The organism is Pseudomonas fluvialis, assembly GCF_014207935.1.
GTDB classification, from domain to species: domain Bacteria; phylum Pseudomonadota; class Gammaproteobacteria; order Pseudomonadales; family Pseudomonadaceae; genus Aquipseudomonas; species Aquipseudomonas fluvialis_A.
Map to the genome: position 1 here is coordinate 443,890 of NZ_JACHLL010000001.1, position 17,580 is coordinate 461,469.

A 17,580-nucleotide genomic window follows, 5' to 3' on the forward strand; every position below is an offset into this window, starting at 1 on the left:
GGAAAATCGGGCAGCGGATGATACCAGACCACCCGGTCGTTGCAAGCAATGGGCAAATACTGCGCGATAGGCGGACATGCTAGCATCCACGGCCTGTTCGGAGCCTGCCGTGTCCCCCGTGATCCTGCGCCTTGCCCTGCCTTCGCCACTGCGACGGCTGTTCGATTACCTGCCACCTGCCGGCGTGCCCGCCGCCCTGCAGCCCGGCATGCGCCTGCGCGTCCCCTTTGGCCGGCGCGAGATCATCGGCATCCTCGTAGAACTGACGACGCACTCCGAAGTACCGGCCGACAAGCTGCGCCCGGCCCTGCAACTGCTGGATCGCCAACCACCGCTGCCGGCCAGCCTGTTCAAGCTCAGCCTGTGGGCCGCGCAGTACTACCAGCACAGCCTCGGCGACACCTTCGCCTGGGCCCTGCCAACCCTGCTGCGCCAGGGCGAGCCGGCCGAGACGCGCATCGAGCGCATCTGGCATGTCAGCCCCGGCGCGCAGCTGGATGACCCGCGCCTGAGTCGCGCCCCGCGTCAGCTCGAGGCCCTGCGCGCCCTCAGCCAACACCCCCATGGTGTGCCCCAGGCCTTGCTGGAGCGCCTGCAGCTCAACCGCGACAGCCTCAAGCTGCTGCTCGACAAAGGCCTGATCCACATCGAAGAGCGCCGCCAGGCACCGGCCGAGCGGCACGGCGCCTGGCTAGCCCAGGCCGAACTGCCACTCAACGACGAGCAGCGCCGCGCCTTCGAGGCCGTTCGCGCCGGCTTTGGCCAGTTCCACTGCGCCCTGCTGGCCGGCGTCACCGGCAGCGGCAAGACCGAGGTCTACCTGCAACTGATCCGCGAAACCCTGGAGGCCGGCAAGCAGGCACTGGTGCTGATTCCGGAGATCAACCTGGGGCCGCAGACCCTGGAGCGCTTCGCCCGTCGCTTCAATGCGCGCATCGTCCTGCTGCACTCGGCCCTGACCGATCGCGAGCGCCTGGATGCCTGGCTGGCCGCCCGCGATGGCGCCGCCGACATCGTTATCGGCACAAGGTCTGCGCTATTCACCCCGCTGAAGAATCCGGGCCTGATCATCGTCGATGAAGAACACGATGCCTCCTATAAACAGCAGGAAGGCCTGCGCTACCACGCCCGCGACCTGGCCGCCGTACGTGCGAGACTGGAGAACATTCCGCTGCTACTTGGCTCAGCCACCCCGGCCCTGGAGTCGCTGCACAATGCCCAGAGCGGCCGCTATGCCCTACTCCGCCTGAACCAGCGCGCCGGCCATGCCCAGCCTCCGCGCTTCATTCGCCTCGACATCAAGAGCCTGCCGCTCGACTCGGGCATCTCCGGCCCGCTGCAACAGGCCATCCGCCAGACCCTCGAAGCCGGTCAGCAGGTGCTGGTCTTCCTCAACCGACGCGGCTTTGCCCCGACCCTGCTTTGCCACGACTGCGGCTGGATGAGCCAGTGCCCGCGCTGCGACGCGCGCATGACCTACCACCAGCGTAGCCGCGAGCTGCGCTGCCACCATTGCGATCACCGCGAGCGCCCGCCAGCCCAGTGCCCGAAGTGCAATCACCTCGACCTGCGCCCGGTCGGCGCCGGCACCGAGCGCGCCGAGGAACGCCTGAGCACCCTGTTCCCGGACACCGAGGTACTACGCATCGACCGCGACAGCACCTCGCGCAAGGGCAGCATGGACCGCCTGTTCCAGCGCATCCAGCATGGCGAACCGTGCATCCTCATCGGTACGCAGATGCTCGCCAAGGGCCACCACTTCCCGCGCGTCACCCTGGTGGCGGTACTGGATGCCGACGGCGGCCTGTTCTCGGCCGACTTCCGCGCCAGCGAACGCATGGCCCAACAGATCATCCAGGTCGCCGGCCGCGCCGGCCGCGCCGAGATGCCCGGCAAGGTGGTGGTGCAGACGCACCTGGCCGACCATCCGTTGCTCGTGCAGCTGACCGAGCAGGGATACTTTGCCTTCGCCGAGCAGGCCCTGAGCGAGCGGCGCGGCGCGGGCCTGCCGCCCTTCGCCCATCTCGCCCTGCTGCGCGCCGACGCCCATCAGCCGGGCCAGGCCGAAGCCTTCCTCGACCACGCCTGCAGCCTGGCCGAGCAGATGCGCGATGAACTGAAACTGGAGACGGTCGAACTGCTCGGCCCGGTACCCGCGCCGATGGAACGCCGCGCCGGCCGCCACCGCGCCCAGCTGCTGCTGCAGGCGGGCAACCGCGCCACTCTGCACCGCCTGCTGACGCCCTGGCTGCAGGCCCTGGAGCAGTTGCCGGGCAGCCGCAGCGTGCGCTGGTCGATCGACGTCGACCCGCTCGACCTGTTCTGAGTCGCCACCATTCCCCCCTGAGCGGTTGGCAAGGCCACGACTGCCGCGGATAATGCCCGGTTTGCGACCCGCACGGCCGACCGAGCAGACCATGAAAGACAGCATTCGCCACCTGATCCAGCAAGCCCTGACCCGCCTCACCGCCGACGGCGTACTGCCCGAAGGCCTGAGTCCGGTGATTCAGGTGGAGAACACCAAGGACAAGAGCAACGGCGACTTCGCCAGCAACATCGCCATGATGCTGGCCAAGCCTGCCGCCATGAAGCCGCGCGATCTGGCCGAAAAGCTGGTCGCCGCCCTGCCGGCCGACAGCCAGATCAGCAAGGTTGAAATCGCCGGCCCGGGCTTTCTCAACTTCTTCCAGAACAGCGACGCCCTAGCCCAGCGTCTGGAGGCCGCGCTGGCCGACGACAAACTCGCCGTGCGCAAGAGCAGCCCGGCGCAGCGCGTGGTGGTCGATCTTTCCTCGCCCAACCTGGCCAAGGAGATGCACGTCGGTCACCTGCGCTCGACCATCATCGGCGACGGCGTCGCCCGCGTGCTGGAGTTCCTCGGCGACACAGTGATTCGCCAGAACCACGTGGGCGACTGGGGCACCCAGTTCGGCATGCTGCTGGCCTACCTGGAGGAAAATCCGGCAGCCGCCGAAAGCGAGCTGTCCGACCTCGAGCAGTTCTACCGCGCCGCCAAGAAGCGCTTCGACGACTCGGCCGAGTTTGCCGACCGCGCCCGCGAGCTGGTGGTTCAGCTGCAGGCCGGTGACGAGGACTGCCTGCGCCTGTGGAACCGCTTCAACGACATATCCCTGTCGCACTGTCAGAAGGTCTACGACCGCCTGGGCGTCAAGCTATCGATGGCCGACGTCAAGGGCGAGAGCGCCTACAATGCCGACCTGCCGGGCATCGTCGAGGCCCTGCGGGCAAAAGGCCTGCTCAGCGAGAGCGAAGGCGCCCAGTGCGTGTTCATGGACGAGTTCAAGAACGCCGAGGGCAACCCGCTGCCGGTCATCGTGCAAAAAGCCGGCGGCGGCTACCTGTACGCCACCACCGACCTTGCCGCCATGCGCTACCGCAGCCAGCAGCTGCAGGCCGACCGCGCCCTGTACTTCGTCGACCAGCGTCAGGCCCTGCACTTCCAGATGGCCTTCGAGGTCGCCCGCCGCGCCGATTTCGTGCATGACGGCATGCAGCTGGAGCACATGGGTTTCGGCACCATGAACGGCGCCGACGGCCGCCCGTTCAAGACCCGCGACGGCGGCACAGTGAAGCTGATCGACCTGCTCGACGAAGCCGAAGAGCGCGCCTACAGTCTGGTCAAGAGCAAGAACCCGGACCTCGCCGAGGACGAACTGCGCAGCATCGCCCGCGCCGTAGGCATCGGCGCAGTGAAGTACGCTGACCTGTCCAAGCACCGCACCAGCGACTACAGCTTCAACTTCGAGCTGATGCTGAGCTTCGAGGGCAACACCGCACCCTACCTGCTGTACGCCTACACCCGCGTGGCCAGCGTGTTCCGCAAGCTGGGTCAGGGCATCGAGAGCATCGGCGGCCAGATCAGCCTGCAGGCCGAACAGGAACAGGCCCTGGGCGGCAAGCTCGCGCAGTTCGGCGAGCTGCTCAATAGCGTCGCCGACAAGGGCACCCCGCACCTGCTGTGCAACTACCTGTATGACCTCGCCGGCCTGTTCTCCAGCTTTTACGAGAACTGCCCGATCCTCTCCAGCGAAGACGAAGCCGTGCGCAACAGCCGCCTACGCCTGGCCGCACTGACCGGCCGCACCCTCAAGCAGGGCCTGGAGCTGCTCGGCCTGCAGCCGCTGGAGCGCATGTAAGTGAGCGCCAAGAAAAAGCCCGCTCCCAAACGCGGCGCCAGCCGCTATCAGGCACCGGCGAAGAAGCCGGTACCGGGCTGGGTGTGGATGGTCTGCGGCCTGGTGATCGGCGGCTTCATCGCCTTCCTCATGCAGTTGGAACCTGGCCGCAAGGATATCCAGCGCGAAACCGCCGAGAGCAAGAAGGCCTCCAGCGAACGCCCGCAGCCGAGCACGCCGGCCACCACGCCGCAACCGGTCAAGCCCAAGTACGACTTCTATACCCTGCTCCCGGAATCCCAGGTCGAAGTCCCAGCGGGAGCCATTCCCGAAGAGCAAAAGCCCAGCACGGCACCCGTGCCGCTGACGCCCGAACAGGAAGCCGAGCGCGCTCTGGCGCTGCTGGAAGGTCGCGAACCACCGAAAATCACGCCACCGGCCGCCACGCCAGAGGCCGACAAAGCGGTCACAGACAAGACTGCAGCACCGGTAGAAGCCGCCAAGGCAGCTCCGAGCACGCAGTTCTTCCTGCAGGCCGGTTCGTTCCGCAACCAGAACGATGCCGACAAACTGCGCGCACAGATCATCCTACTCGGGCAGAACGTGCAGATCGAATCCGGCAAGGTCCGCGAGGAAACCTGGCACCGCGTGCTGGTTGGCCCCTACGCCAGTCGCGAGCAGCTGGCGAGCGCGCAGAAGCAGCTGGCCGGCAACGGTTTCAGCAATCTGCTGTTACAGCAGCGTCAGAGCCGCTGAGCAGGTTTTTCCGGCGCCCCGGTTGAAAAGCCCGGGCGCCTCCCCCATCTGAGTCTCTATTCGGGCCAACCGGCCCAGTAGCGCGGAGACTCTCCCCTTGACCACCATCGTTTCAGTGCGGCGCCATGGCAAAGTCGTCATGGGCGGCGACGGCCAGGTATCCCTCGGCAACACCGTGATGAAAGGCAACGCCAAGAAGGTGCGCCGCCTCTATCATGGCCAGGTGATTGCCGGATTCGCCGGCGCCACGGCCGACGCCTTTACCCTGTTCGAGCGCTTCGAAGGGCAGTTGGAAAAGCATCAGGGCCATCTGGTGCGTGCCGCCGTCGAGCTGGCAAAGGACTGGCGCACCGACCGCAGCCTGAGCCGCCTGGAAGCCATGTTGGCGGTGGCCAACAAGGATGCCTCGCTGATCATCACCGGCAACGGTGACGTGGTCGAACCCGAGCACGGCCTGATCGCCATGGGTTCCGGCGGTGGTTTCGCCCAGGCTGCCGCCCTGGCCCTGCTGCAGAAAGGCGGCGACGAACTGTCCGCCCGCGAGATCGCCGAAACCGCCCTGAACATCGCCGGCTCCATCTGCGTGTTCACCAACCAGAATCTGACGCTTGAGGAGCTGGATTCGGCCGTCTGAGCCGCCTCCGCCGGAGCCCCGCCATGTCCATGACACCCCGCGAAATCGTTTCCGAACTGGATCGCCACATCATTGGCCAGGACGACGCCAAGCGCGCCGTGGCCATAGCCCTGCGCAACCGCTGGCGGCGCATGCAGCTACCCGCCGAGCTGCGCCAGGAAGTCACGCCGAAGAACATTCTGATGATTGGCCCCACCGGCGTCGGCAAGACCGAAATCGCCCGCCGCCTGGCCAAACTGGCCAATGCGCCGTTCCTCAAGGTCGAAGCCACCAAGTTCACCGAGGTCGGCTATGTCGGCCGCGATGTCGAATCGATCATCCGTGACCTGGCCGATGCCGCGCTGAAGATGCTGCGTGAGCAGGAAGTGCAGAAAGTCAGCTTCCGCGCCGAAGACGCCGCCGAAGAACGCATCCTCGATGCCCTCCTGCCGCCAGCCCGCGCCGGTTTCGGCGAGGAGCCGGTACGCGAGGACAGCAACACCCGCCAGCTGTTCCGCAAGCGCCTGCGCGAAGGCCAGCTGGACGACAAGGAAATCGACATCGAGGTGGCCGACTCGCCCATGGGCGTTGAAATCATGTCGCCACCGGGCATGGAGGAAATGACCAGCCAGCTGCAGAACCTGTTCTCCGGCATGGCCAAGGGCAAGAAGAAGAGCCGCAAGCTCAAGGTCAAGGAAGCCTTCAAGCTGATCCGTGACGAGGAAGCCGCCCGCCTGGTCAACGAGGAAGAACTCAAGGCCAAGGCCCTGGAAGCGGTGGAGCAACACGGCATCGTGTTTATCGACGAGATCGACAAGGTGGCCAAGCGCGGCAATGTCGGCGGCGCCGATGTCTCCCGCGAAGGCGTGCAGCGTGACCTGCTGCCGCTGATCGAAGGCTGCACGGTCAATACCAAGCTGGGCATGGTCAAGACCGACCACATCCTGTTCATCGCCTCCGGCGCCTTCCACCTGAGCAAGCCCAGCGATCTGGTACCGGAGCTGCAGGGCCGTCTGCCGATCCGCGTCGAACTCAAGGCTCTGTCGCCGCAGGACTTCGAGCGCATCCTCACCGAACCGCACGCCGCCCTGACCGAACAGTACCGCGAGCTGCTGAAGACCGAAGGACTGAACATCGAGTTCGCCGCCGACGGCATCCAGCGCCTGGCGCAGATCGCCTGGCAGGTCAACGAGAAGACCGAGAACATCGGTGCCCGCCGCCTGCACACCCTGCTCGAGCGTCTGCTCGAAGAGGTCTCGTTCAGTGCCGCCGATCTGGCCAGCCAGCACCTCGAGGCGCCGATCCGCATCGACGCGGGCTACGTCAACAGCCACCTCGGCGAGCTGGCGCAGGACGAAGACCTGTCGCGCTACATTCTCTGACCCTCTGCGAGAACGGGACGGGCAACCGTCCCGCCGGCCCATGCCCAAGATCCCCAGCGCCATCCAGCTGCACAAGGCCTCACGCACCCTCGACCTGAGCTACAGCAGCGAGCACTACTCCCTCAGTGCCGAACTGTTGCGTGTGCACTCCCCTTCGGCCGAGGTACAGGGGCACGGCCAGCCGATCCTGCAGTACGGCAAGCAGAACGTTGCCCTGCTGAAGATCGAACCGGCCGGCAACTATGCGCTCAAGCTGACCTTCGACGACGGCCACGACAGCGGCCTGTACACCTGGGACTACCTGTATCAGTTGGCCACTCGTCAGGCCGAGCTGTGGAGCGATTACCTGGCGCAGCTGGAAGCCGCCGGCAAGTCACGCAACCCGGACGAATCCGTGGTGCGCCTGATGCTCTGAAGCGGTGCCTGCGGCTGCTTGCCGCACCCTCTACGCCCAAGGTTAGGGCGCATTTTCTAAAGTCCCTTGCAATACTCGCCGCCAAACAAACACCGGCGTAAACGCTTGCGTGATCTGTAAAACTCGGGTAACCAGAAGGTGGCAGGCTCCATGCATTGGCCCAACCAATGCCACCGCAAGGCGGAGCCTGCTCCGTCACACGTCAACCCGAGCAGTACCAGGTCCATGACCGCTGTGTCCGAGACACAGTCGCACGCCGGTATCAGTCTCTGGACAATGGAGCGTCGTAGATGACCAACAAGAATAATGACCTGCCACAACAGGCGGCTGAAAGCACCCTTGGCCTCAACCCGGTAATCGGATTTCGTGGCAAGGACATCCTCACCTCGGCGCGCATGGTCCTCATGCAGGCGCTGAAACAACCTATTCACAGTACCAAGCACGTTGCTCGCTTCGGCCTGCAACTCAAAGACGTGGTGCTGGGCAGCTCTGAGCTGAGGCCGGAAAGCGATGATCGTCGCTTCACCGACCCGGCCTGGAGCCAGAATCCCCTGTACAAGCGCTACATGCAGACCTACCTCGCCTGGCGCAAGGAACTGCACGACTGGATCGACACCAGCTCGCTGTCCGAACAGGACACCAGCCGCGCGCACTTCGTCATCAGTCTGATGACCGAAGCCATGTCGCCGACCAATACCCTGGCCAACCCGGCTGCGGTCAAGCGCTTCTTCGAGACCGGCGGCAAGAGCCTGCTCGACGGCCTGTCGCATCTGGCCAAGGACCTGGTCAACAACGGCGGCATGCCGAGCCAGACCGACATGACTGCGTTCGAGGTGGGCAAGAGCCTGGCCACCACCGAAGGCGCCGTGGTCTTCCGCAACGAAGTGCTCGAACTGATCCAGTACAAGCCGGTCACCGAGCAGGTACTGAGCCGCCCGCTGCTGGTGGTGCCGCCGCAGATCAACAAGTTCTACGTCTTCGACCTGTCGCCGGAGAAGAGCCTGGCGCGTTTCTGCCTGCGCAATGGCCTGCAAACCTTCATCGTCAGCTGGCGCAACCCGACCAAGGCTCACCGCGAGTGGGGCCTGTCGACCTACATCGAGGCGCTCAAGGAAGCCATCGATGTGGTCTGCTCCATCACCGGCAGCCCGGACATCAACACCCTTGGAGCCTGCTCAGGCGGCGTCACCACCGCAGCCCTGCTCGGCCACTTTGCCGCTACGGGCGTGAACAAGATCAATGCGGTCACGCAGATGGTCAGCGTGCTCGACTTCACCCTGGACACCCAGGTCGCCCTGTTCGCCGACGAGAAAACCCTGGAAGCCGCCAAACGCCGCTCCTACCAATCCGGCGTACTGGAAGGCAAGGACATGGCCAAGGTGTTCGCCTGGATGCGTCCGAACGATCTGATCTGGAACTACTGGGTCAACAACTACCTGCTCGGCAATGAGCCGCCGGTGTTCGACATCCTCTACTGGAACAACGACACCACGCGCCTGCCGGCCGCCTTCCACGGCGAATTGGTGGAGATGTTCAAGACCAACCCGCTGCTGCGCGCCAATGCCCTTGAGGTGTGCGGCACGCCGATCGACCTCTCCAAGGTCACCAGCGACCTTTACTGCGTGGCGGGCACCACCGACCACATCACCCCGTGGGAGGCCTGCTACAAATCGGCCCTGCTGTCCGGTGGCAAGGTCGAGTTCGTGCTGTCCAACAGCGGCCATATCCAGAGCATCCTCAACCCGCCGGGCAACCCCAAGGCACGCTTCATGACCGGTGAGGACATGCCCAGCGATCCCAAGCTGTGGCAGGAACGCGCTACCAAGCATGCCGACTCTTGGTGGCTGCACTGGCAGAAGTGGATCACCGCGCGCTCCGGCGAAAGCAAGAAAACGCCCAGCAGCCTGGGCAACAAGAAGTACCCGGCCGGCGAAGCTGCGCCCGGTACCTACGTGCACGAGCGCTAAGCACTCGTGACGGTCACTGCGGCACCCGGACGTGCCGCCTCGCTCACTGTCCGACCTGAGGTCGGACAGTGCTGCGCCGGGTTCCATACCGGCGTTAACGGGAAACGGTCCGGATGATCGTGACCCCACGGTTTACTGGATAGGCCAAGCGTATGCCGCAACCATTTGTTTTCCGCACCATCGAACTGGGCGATCAGACCATCCGCACCGCCGTTCGACCGGGCAACGGCAGCATGACTCCGCTGCTGATTTTCAACGGCATCGGCGCCAACCTGGAACTGGTCATGCCCTTCGTCAAGGCACTCGATCCGGACCTGGAAGTGATTGCCTTCGACGTACCCGGCGTGGGCGGCTCCTCGACGCCCGGAACGCCCTTCCGATTCCCTGGCCTGGCCAAGCTGGCCGCGCGCATGCTCGACTACCTCGACTACGGCCAGGTCAATGCGATTGGCGTGTCCTGGGGCGGTGCACTGGCGCAGCAGTTTGCCTATGACTACCCAGAGCGCTGCAAGAAGCTGATTCTCGCCGCCACCGCCGCCGGCGCCATCATGGTGCCGGGCAAGCCCAAGGTGCTGCTGCGCATGGCTAGCCCCCGGCGCTACATCCAACCGTCCTATGGCGTACACATCGCCGGCGACATCTACGGCGGCGCCTTCCGCCGCGATCCTAGCCTGGCCCTGGCACACGCCAGCAAGGTGCGCTCATCGGGCAAGCTCGGCTACTACTGGCAGCTGTTCGCCGGCCTCGGCTGGACCAGCTTCCACTGGCTGCACCGGATCAAGCAGCCAACCCTGGTGCTGGCAGGCGACGACGACCCGATCATCCCACTGATCAACATGCGCATGCTGGCCTGGCGCATTCCCAACTCGGAACTGCACATCATCGATGACGGCCACCTGTTCCTGGTCACCCGCGCCGAAACCGTGGCGCCGATCATCATGAAATTCCTCGCTGAAGAGCGAAAACGTGCAGTAATGCACCCTCAGCCGCACAGTCTGCCCAACCACTGAGCGTCAATTGATCTACGCTAGCCAACCTACCTGCCCGATCCTTGGGCAGGTTGTTCCGGTCGGCTCCGTTTCCGCACACTAAGCCTGCCTTGCCTCCCGCGCGCGGTTGTCTGGAATGCACCTCTAGCGCGACGGGTATGAACCTTGCTGTAACGACCTGTCTGCCCGGTTTGACAACGGAGTGTTGCCCCCATGCACGACATATCAGCAGAAACTCGACCTGCTGCTGCGCAGAGTTACCTGACGACCCATGACGCCGTGGCCGGCCTGCATCGCCGCGACCTGCTATCGACCCTCAAGCTGCTGGCCCTGCAGGGCGTACGCCAGCCGCTGCACAGCGCCCGCCACAGCCTTCGCTTGGGCCAGCAACTGGGCAAGGTACTGCTGGGCGACACACCCTTCGCTATCGACCCGCACGACAGTCGCTTCCAGGATCCCTCCTGGCGCCTCAACCCCTTCTACCGCCGCTCGCTGCAGGCCTATCTGGCCTGGCAGAGCCAGCTCGGCGCCTGGGTGGATGGCAGCAATCTCGAGGAGGGCGACCGCAGTCGTGCGCGCTTCATTCTTTCCGTGCTCACCGACGCCCTGGCACCGAGCAATACCCTGCTCAATCCGCTGGTGGTCAAGGAAGTCTTCAATACCGGCGGCATGAACCTGCTCAACGGTCTGCAGCACCTGTATGACGACTGGCTTAACAACGACGGCATGCCCAGCCAGGTCAGCAAGCATGCCTTCGAGGTCGGCCGCAATCTGGCCTGCACGCCGGGCAATGTGGTGTTTCGCAACGAGCTGCTGGAGCTGATCCAGTACAAACCGATGAGCGAAAAGCAGTACCCACGCCCCCTGCTGATCGTGCCGCCGCAGATCAACAAGTTCTATATCTTCGACCTCAGTCCGGACAAGAGCTTCATTCAGTACGCCCTGAAAAACGGCCTGCAGGTCTTTGCCATTTCCTGGCGCAACCCGGATGCCCGGCACCGCGAGTGGGGCCTGTCGACCTACGTACAGGCGATCGAAGAAGCCAGCGATGCCTGCCGCGCCATCACCGGCAGCAAGGAGGTCAACCTGGTCGGCGCCTGCGCCGGCGGCCTCACTGTGGCGGCACTGCAGGGCCACCTGCAGGCCAAGCGCCAGCTGCGCAAGGTCGCCAGCTGCACCTACCTGGTCAGCCTGCTGGATGCGCAGATGGACTCCCCCGCCAGCCTTCTGGTGGATGAGCAGACTCTGGAGTCGGCCAAGCGCCGCTCTTACCAGCGTGGCGTGCTGGATGGCCGCGACATGAGCCGGGTGTTTGCCTGGATGCGTCCCAACGATCTGGTGTGGAACTACTGGATCAACAACTACCTGCTGGGCAAGCAGCCACCTGCCTTCGATATTCTCTACTGGAACAACGATAACACCCGTCTGCCCGCCGCCCTGCATGGCGACCTGCTGGACATCTTCAAGTACAACCCGCTCAACCATGCTGGCGGCCTGGAGGTGTGTGGCACCCCCGTCGATCTGCACAAGGTCAACGTCGACAGCTTCACCGTGGCTGGCATCAACGACCACATCACGCCCTGGCCGGCGGTGTACCGCTCAATGCAACTGCTCGGAGGCCAGGCGCAGTTCGTGCTGTCCAACAGCGGCCATATCCAGAGCATCCTCAATCCGCCAGGCAACCCCAAGGCCACCTATTTCGAAGGCGGCACGCAGAGTGCCGACCCGCAGGCCTGGCAGGCGCAAGCCAATCGCCACGCCGGCAGTTGGTGGCCGCAATGGCTGTCCTGGATCCAGCAGCGTTCCGGCGAAGCACAGGCGACCAGCACCCAGCTCGGCAACGCGCAGTACCCACCCATGGAGGAGGCTCCCGGCACTTACGTGCACGTACGCTGAACTCTTCGCCGTATTCCGCAGCGAGGCTACACGGGTTATCGTGCGGCTTCCTGCGGCACCATAAGAACAAGCAATGAAGACACGCGACCGCATCCTCGAATGCGCCCTGCAGCTGTTCAACGAGCAGGGCGAGCCGAACGTCACCACGCTGGAAATTGCCACCGAGATGGGCATCAGCCCCGGCAATCTCTATTACCACTTTCATGGCAAGGAGCCGCTGATCCTTGCCCTGTTCGAGCGCTTCCACAATGAGCTGGCACCGCTGCTCAACCCGCCGGCAGATGCCCGCCTGGACGTCGAGGACTACTGGCTGTTCCTGCACCTGATCGTCGAGCGCCTGGCCCAGTACCGTTTCCTCTTCCAAGACCTGTCCAACCTGGCCAGCCGTCTGCCCAAGCTGGCGCATGGCATCCGCCTGTGGCTCAACGTGCTCAAGCGCACCCTGGCCTCGTTGCTCGCACGCCTGCAGGCCGACGATCAGCTCAACAGCAACACCCAGGCACTCGGTCAACTGGTCGAGCAGATCACCCTGACCTTGCTGTTCTCGCTGGATTACCAACGCATCATCGGTGCTCCCGGCGAGAGCCAGCTGGTGGTCTATCAAGTGATGATGCTAGTTGCCCCGCATCTCAAGCCAGAGCCCAGGGCGGCGGCAGAACGCCTGGCGCAGCGCTACCTGGAAGCCTGATTCACAGGCACAAAAAAGCCCGGCCGAAGCCGGGCTTTTTCTTCGACAGAGCGAGCGCTTAGGAAGCGCTGCTCGGCGTTACCGGAGCAGCCGGTGCGGCAGCGGCCGGGGCAGCAGCCGGAGCCACGGCGGGCTTGGCAGCGGCGGCCGGAGCAGCCTTCTTCACCGCCGGCTTGGCAGCAGGCTTGGCGGCCGGCTTAGCGGCTGGTTTGGCAGCAGCTTTGACCGGAGCCTTGGCAACCGGCTTGGCAGCGGCTTTTGCCGGTGCTTTGGCAGGAGCCTTGGCAGCAGCAGGCTTGGCGGCCACTTTCTTCGGCGCCGGTTTGACGTCCTTGACAGATACGCCAGTCAGCTTCTCAATCTGCTTGGTCAGGGTATCCACCTTGGCCTGCAGCGATTTCACTTCATTGCGGCTCGGTACGCCGAGACGGGAAATGGCGCTGTTCAGACGCTTGTCGAAAGCCTCTTCCAGCTCGCTCCACTTGCCCAGCGCCTTGTCCTTGACCTCTTCAACCTTGGACTTGGCGTTGTCGACGGAAGACTTGACCACGTCTACCTGCTTGCCGACTTCGCTCTTGGCCTGTTTCTCGGCCTTTTCGCCGTCCTTGACCAGACCATCGAACAGCTTGGTGCCGTCCTTGCTGACCTTGGAATAGGCACCCAGGCCTGCCAACCAGATCTGACGGGAGTACTTCTCGATCTCGCCGACCCAGGAAGTGTTTTCTTTCTCGACTTTCTTCTTGCCAGCCATCCTGCTCTCCTTATTTGTTACGCGAGGCGTGCTCGAGCAATGCGCTCAACTCATCGAGCTTAGCAGACAGTGCCGTAACGTCCTTTTTGGACGGGATACCGAGACGGTTCAGGGCGCTGGCCACGCGTGCGTCGAAGGCTTTCTCGACCTTGTCGAGCTGTACTTCAACCTTTTCCTTCACGCTGGAAACGCCGGTCTTGACGGTATCGTTCGCCGCTTCGACCTGCTCGGTCACCAGTTTCTTGCCTTGCTTCTCGACGCTTTCGCCGGACTTGATCAGGTCTTTCAGGTAATCAGCACCTTCCTGACCTGCTTTGGAGTATGCGCCCAGACCCGCGAGCCAGATTTGACGTGCCGCATGCTTCACGTCGGTCAGCAGGGTAGCTTTCTCTTCAACTTTCTTCGCAGCAACTTTAGCCATGATTCACCTCACGTTCTAAGTGGCGGGATAAACGCCCCCGGAGTGGGGAGTTGTAGGCAAGTTAGCGAGGAAAATTAGAAACCGCATACTAGGATGCACAAATGCCGCTTAACTCTTGAGCGACTGATCCAGCGTGCGCTCGATTTCCGCCTTGATCGATCCGCCCAGCGCGGAGAGCAGCAAGCCCAGATTGAGGCGCACCCGCACCAGATCAGCCGCCACTTCGATGCTGCCATCGGCACCGCTGCGCTTGAACTCCAGCGTGTTGCCGGCCCAGCGATAACGCACGTCGTACTCGCTGGCCAGGCGCTCGGCGAGCTGTTCTGCCTTGGCCCGTGCGGCCTCCAGTCCCAGGTTGTGCGGGCGTTCAACGGTGATGCGTGCCATGTCTGCTCCAGCTGCGGCATTGAGTCGCCCCACTCTACCAGCCCGGCGCCAGGCGGGCACCCCGTGCAGCACCCGCCAAGACAAAGCCACGGCGCAGGTTTAGAATGGCGCGCGATCTTTATCCGGTGAGAGCGACATGAGCGACCCGCGCAAGGCCCCAGAGCAGGAACCCACCACCCATTTCGGCTTCCAGGACGTCCCGGAAAGCCAGAAGGCGCAGAAAGTGGCTGAGGTGTTCCATTCCGTCGCCGCCAAGTACGACCTGATGAACGATGTGCTGTCCGGCGGCATGCACCGCCTGTGGAAGCGCTTCACCATCGAACTGTCCGGCGTGCGTCCGGGCAACCGCGTGCTGGATATTGCCGGCGGCACCGGCGACCTAGCTCGCCAGTTCTCCCGCCTGGTCGGTCCGACTGGCGAGGTGGTGCTGGCCGACATCAACGAGTCGATGCTCAAGGTCGGCCGCGACCGCCTGCTCGACAAGGGCGTCGCCGGCAACGTGCAGTTCGTCCAGGCCGATGCCGAGAAACTGCCGTTCCCCGACAACCACTTCGACGTGGTCACCATCGCCTTCGGCCTGCGCAACGTCACCCACAAAGACGATGCCATTCGCTCCATGCTGCGCGTGCTCAAGCCGGGCGGGCGCCTGCTGGTGCTGGAGTTCTCCAAGCCGGGCAACAAGCTGCTGGCCAAGGCCTACGACACCTACTCGTTCTCCTTCATGCCGCTGGCCGGCAAGCTGATCACCAACGACGCCGACAGCTACCGCTACCTGGCCGAGTCGATCCGCATGCATCCGGACCAGGAAACCCTCAAGGGCATGATGACCGAGGCAGGCTTCGAGCGCGTGACCTACCACAACATGACTGGCGGAATCGTCGCCCTGCACCGCGGCATCAAGCCCTGAGGCCACGCCCATGCTGACCCAGGCTCTGCTGGCGGGAGTGGAAAGTGGCATCAACCGCGTGCTGACACTAGATGCCACGGCGCTGCCGCGTCTGGCCCCGCTGAGCGGCAAGGTGCTGGCGGTACACTGCAGCAGCCCGGCCATGAGCCTCTACCTGCTGCCGGATGTCGACGGCCTGCACCTGGCCAGCCAGTGGCACGGCGAGATCAGCTGCAGCCTGCAGGCACCGGCCAGCAGCCTAGTGCGCCTTGCCCTGAGTCAGAACAAGACCGCCATCCTGCACCAGCTGGACGTCGAGCTGAGCGGCGACAGCGCCGCCCTGATGACCCTGGCCGGCATCCTTCAGGATCTGGAACTTGACTGGGAGTACGAGCTGAGCCGCTGGCTCGGCCCGGTGGCCAGTCAGCTGGTCGGCAGCCATGTGCGCAGCCGTCTCAGCTGGGCCAGCCAGAGCGCCGGCAGCCTGCGCCAGAACCTGGCCGACTACCTCAGTGAAGAAGCCCGCAGCCTGGTCGGCCAGCGTGAAGCCGAAGCCCGCTTTGCCGAACTCGACCAGCTCAAGCTGGCCCTCGACCGTCTCGACGCGCGCATTGAGCGCCTCGTTCACAGAAGCACACCGAAAGCATGAAGCTGCTCGCCGTTCGCCGCCTGCTGCGCATCCAGCGCGTGGTCATCCGTTATCAGCTCGACGAGCTGCTGTTCGCCCTGCACCTGCCCCTGTGGATGCGCGTGCTCGGCGCCCTGCTGCCGTGGCGCTGGCTGCCGCGCAAGCCCCTGGCCCTGACCCGCGGCGAACGCCTGCGCCTGGCGCTGGAGGATCTGGGCCCGATCTTCATCAAGTTCGGCCAGCTGCTCTCCACCCGCCGCGACCTGCTGCCGCCGGATATCGCCGACGAACTGGCCAGACTGCAGGATCAGGTGCCGCCCTTCCCCGCCGCCGAGTCGGTGGCGCGCATTGAGCAGCAACTGGGCGCCAAGGTCGGTGACGTCTTCGCCCGCTTCGAAACCGAACCCATGGCCTCGGCCTCGATCGCTCAGGTGCACGCCGCAACACTGAAGAGTGGCGAGGAAGTGGTGGTCAAGGTGATCCGCCCGAACCTGCGCCCGACCATCCGTCAGGATCTCGCCTGGCTGTTTCTGCTCGCCCGACTGGCCGAGAAAGCCTCCGCCGAAGCCCGCCGCCTGCGCCCGGTGGAAGTAGTCAGCGACTACGAGAAGACCATCTTCGACGAACTCGACCTGCTCCGCGAAGCCGCCAACGCCAGCCAGCTACGGCGCAACTTCGACGGTTCACCGCTGCTCTACGTGCCGCAGGTGCACTGGGACCTGTGCCGGCCCAAGGTGCTGGTGATGGAGCGCATCTACGGCATACAGGTCACCGACCTGGCGACCCTGGCCGATCAGCGCACCGACATGAAACTGCTGGCCGAACGCGGCGTGGAAATCTTCTTCACCCAGGTGTTCCGCGACAGCTTCTTCCACGCCGACATGCACCCCGGCAACATCTTCGTCAGCACCCGCACGCCGTGGAACCCGCAGTACATCGCCATCGACTGCGGCATCATCGGCAGCCTGACACCGGAAGATCAGGACTACCTGGCGCGCAACCTGATCGCCTTCTTCAAGCGCGACTACCGCAAGGTTGCCCAGCTGCACATCGATTCGGGCTGGGTGCCGGCCGACACCAAGGTCAACGACTTCGAAGCCGCGATCCGCACCGTGTGCGAACCGATCTTCGAAAAGCCGCTGAAGGACATCTCCTTCGGCCAGCTGCTGCTGCGCCTGTTTCAGACCGCGCGCCGCTTCAACATGGAAATCCAGCCGCAACTGGTACTGCTGCAGAAGACCCTGCTCAACATCGAAGGGCTCGGCCGCCAGCTGTACCCGGACCTCGACCTGTGGAGCACGGCCCAACCCTTCCTCGAACGCTGGATGCGCGAGCGCATCAGCCCGCTGCAGCTGCTGCGCAACCTGCAGAGCCAGGCCGAGCAGGTGCCGCACCTGTCGCAGATGGCCCGCGACACTCTGGAGCGGCTCAGTCTGCCTGCCAGTGCGCCAGCCGCACCGGCAACAGCTAACGGCCACAGGTCGCTGCGCCTGTTGGGTGCCGCGCTCATCGCGGGCGGCGTCTCACAGGGCATAACTCTCAGCCTGCTGGCCTGGCCGGCCTGGCTGATGCTTGGCGGCGGCCTGTACCTGATCGTGCGTCGATAGCCAGCCCGCAAGCGGACTGGCAGACTAGTCACCTACCTTGATTGCGGCAGCCCCGGCT

16 protein-coding genes are annotated in these 17,580 nt (G+C 64.4%); 13 read left to right on the forward strand and 3 right to left on the reverse strand.

Annotation, left to right across the window (positions count from 1 at the left end; translation table 11 throughout):
• Positions 1–109 precede the first annotated feature (109 nt).
• The 10 genes from HNP49_RS02005 to HNP49_RS02050 all read left to right on the forward strand — a co-directional run bounded on the left by HNP49_RS02005 (position 110) and on the right by HNP49_RS02050 (position 12,842).
• A complete protein-coding gene (locus tag HNP49_RS02005; protein ID WP_184680169.1) occupies positions 110–2,326 on the forward strand; it encodes a primosomal protein N' in 2,217 nt (738 codons plus the stop codon).
• A gap of 91 nt (positions 2,327–2,417) precedes the next feature.
• Entirely contained in the window at positions 2,418–4,157 is a 1,740-nt protein-coding gene (argS, locus tag HNP49_RS02010) for an arginine--tRNA ligase (protein ID WP_184680171.1), read from the forward strand.
• On the forward strand, positions 4,158–4,892 hold the full coding sequence (locus tag HNP49_RS02015; protein WP_184680173.1) for an SPOR domain-containing protein: 735 nt from the start codon (positions 4,158–4,160) through the stop codon (positions 4,890–4,892).
• Between the two features lie 97 nt (positions 4,893–4,989).
• On the forward strand, positions 4,990–5,526 hold the full coding sequence (gene hslV, locus HNP49_RS02020; RefSeq protein WP_095941088.1) for an ATP-dependent protease subunit HslV: 537 nt from the start codon (positions 4,990–4,992) through the stop codon (positions 5,524–5,526).
• A 23-nt stretch (positions 5,527–5,549) separates the two neighbouring features.
• Entirely contained in the window at positions 5,550–6,887 is a 1,338-nt protein-coding gene (gene hslU, locus HNP49_RS02025; protein ID WP_184680174.1) for an ATP-dependent protease ATPase subunit HslU, read from the forward strand.
• A 40-nt stretch (positions 6,888–6,927) separates the two neighbouring features.
• Positions 6,928–7,302, forward strand: coding sequence for a gamma-butyrobetaine hydroxylase-like domain-containing protein (locus tag HNP49_RS02030; RefSeq protein ID WP_184680175.1), 375 nt, complete (start codon positions 6,928–6,930; stop codon positions 7,300–7,302).
• A 290-nt stretch (positions 7,303–7,592) separates the two neighbouring features.
• Positions 7,593–9,269: a class II poly(R)-hydroxyalkanoic acid synthase gene (gene phaC, locus HNP49_RS02035; protein ID WP_184680176.1), complete on the forward strand. Its 1,677-nt coding sequence runs from the start codon at positions 7,593–7,595 to the stop codon at positions 9,267–9,269.
• 152 nt (positions 9,270–9,421) lie between these two features.
• Complete coding sequence (phaZ, locus tag HNP49_RS02040; RefSeq protein WP_184680177.1) at positions 9,422–10,279, forward strand: poly(3-hydroxyalkanoate) depolymerase; 858 nt, start codon at positions 9,422–9,424, stop codon at positions 10,277–10,279.
• Positions 10,280–10,471: 192 nt separating this feature from the next.
• Positions 10,472–12,154 (forward strand): class II poly(R)-hydroxyalkanoic acid synthase, encoded by a 1,683-nt coding sequence (gene phaC / locus HNP49_RS02045; RefSeq protein ID WP_184680178.1) that lies wholly within the window; start codon positions 10,472–10,474, stop codon positions 12,152–12,154.
• A gap of 73 nt (positions 12,155–12,227) precedes the next feature.
• Positions 12,228–12,842 carry a TetR/AcrR family transcriptional regulator gene (locus HNP49_RS02050; RefSeq protein ID WP_184680179.1) on the forward strand — a complete coding sequence of 205 codons (615 nt, stop codon included), beginning with the start codon at positions 12,228–12,230 and terminating at the stop codon, positions 12,840–12,842.
• 58 nt (positions 12,843–12,900) lie between these two features.
• Here HNP49_RS02050 and HNP49_RS02055 read toward each other — a convergent pair whose 3' ends face one another.
• From HNP49_RS02055 to HNP49_RS02065, 3 genes are all read right to left on the reverse strand, one after another.
• On the reverse strand, positions 12,901–13,593 hold the full coding sequence (locus tag HNP49_RS02055) for a phasin family protein (protein ID WP_184680180.1): 693 nt from the start codon (positions 13,591–13,593) through the stop codon (positions 12,901–12,903).
• 10 nt (positions 13,594–13,603) lie between these two features.
• The gene (locus HNP49_RS02060) at positions 13,604–14,014 is read right to left on the reverse strand and encodes a phasin family protein (RefSeq protein WP_184680181.1); all 411 of its coding nucleotides are present in this window, start codon (positions 14,012–14,014) and stop codon (positions 13,604–13,606) included.
• A 108-nt stretch (positions 14,015–14,122) separates the two neighbouring features.
• A complete protein-coding gene (locus tag HNP49_RS02065; RefSeq protein ID WP_184680183.1) occupies positions 14,123–14,401 on the reverse strand; it encodes a polyhydroxyalkanoic acid system family protein in 279 nt (92 codons plus the stop codon).
• Between the two features lie 136 nt (positions 14,402–14,537).
• On the opposite strand from HNP49_RS02065, the gene ubiE reads away from it, so the two are divergent.
• Genes ubiE through ubiB form a run of 3 tightly spaced genes read left to right on the forward strand, consistent with a single transcriptional unit; the run spans position 14,538 to position 17,522 of the window.
• Positions 14,538–15,308 carry a bifunctional demethylmenaquinone methyltransferase/2-methoxy-6-polyprenyl-1,4-benzoquinol methylase UbiE gene (gene ubiE / locus HNP49_RS02070; RefSeq protein ID WP_184680185.1) on the forward strand — a complete coding sequence of 257 codons (771 nt, stop codon included), beginning with the start codon at positions 14,538–14,540 and terminating at the stop codon, positions 15,306–15,308.
• 10 nt (positions 15,309–15,318) lie between these two features.
• Positions 15,319–15,936: an SCP2 domain-containing protein gene (locus HNP49_RS02075; RefSeq protein WP_184680186.1), complete on the forward strand. Its 618-nt coding sequence runs from the start codon at positions 15,319–15,321 to the stop codon at positions 15,934–15,936.
• Complete coding sequence (gene ubiB, locus HNP49_RS02080) at positions 15,933–17,522, forward strand: ubiquinone biosynthesis regulatory protein kinase UbiB (protein ID WP_184680188.1); 1,590 nt, start codon at positions 15,933–15,935, stop codon at positions 17,520–17,522. Before HNP49_RS02075 ends, ubiB begins: the two co-directional genes overlap by 4 nt.
• Positions 17,523–17,580: the final 58 nt, after the last annotated feature.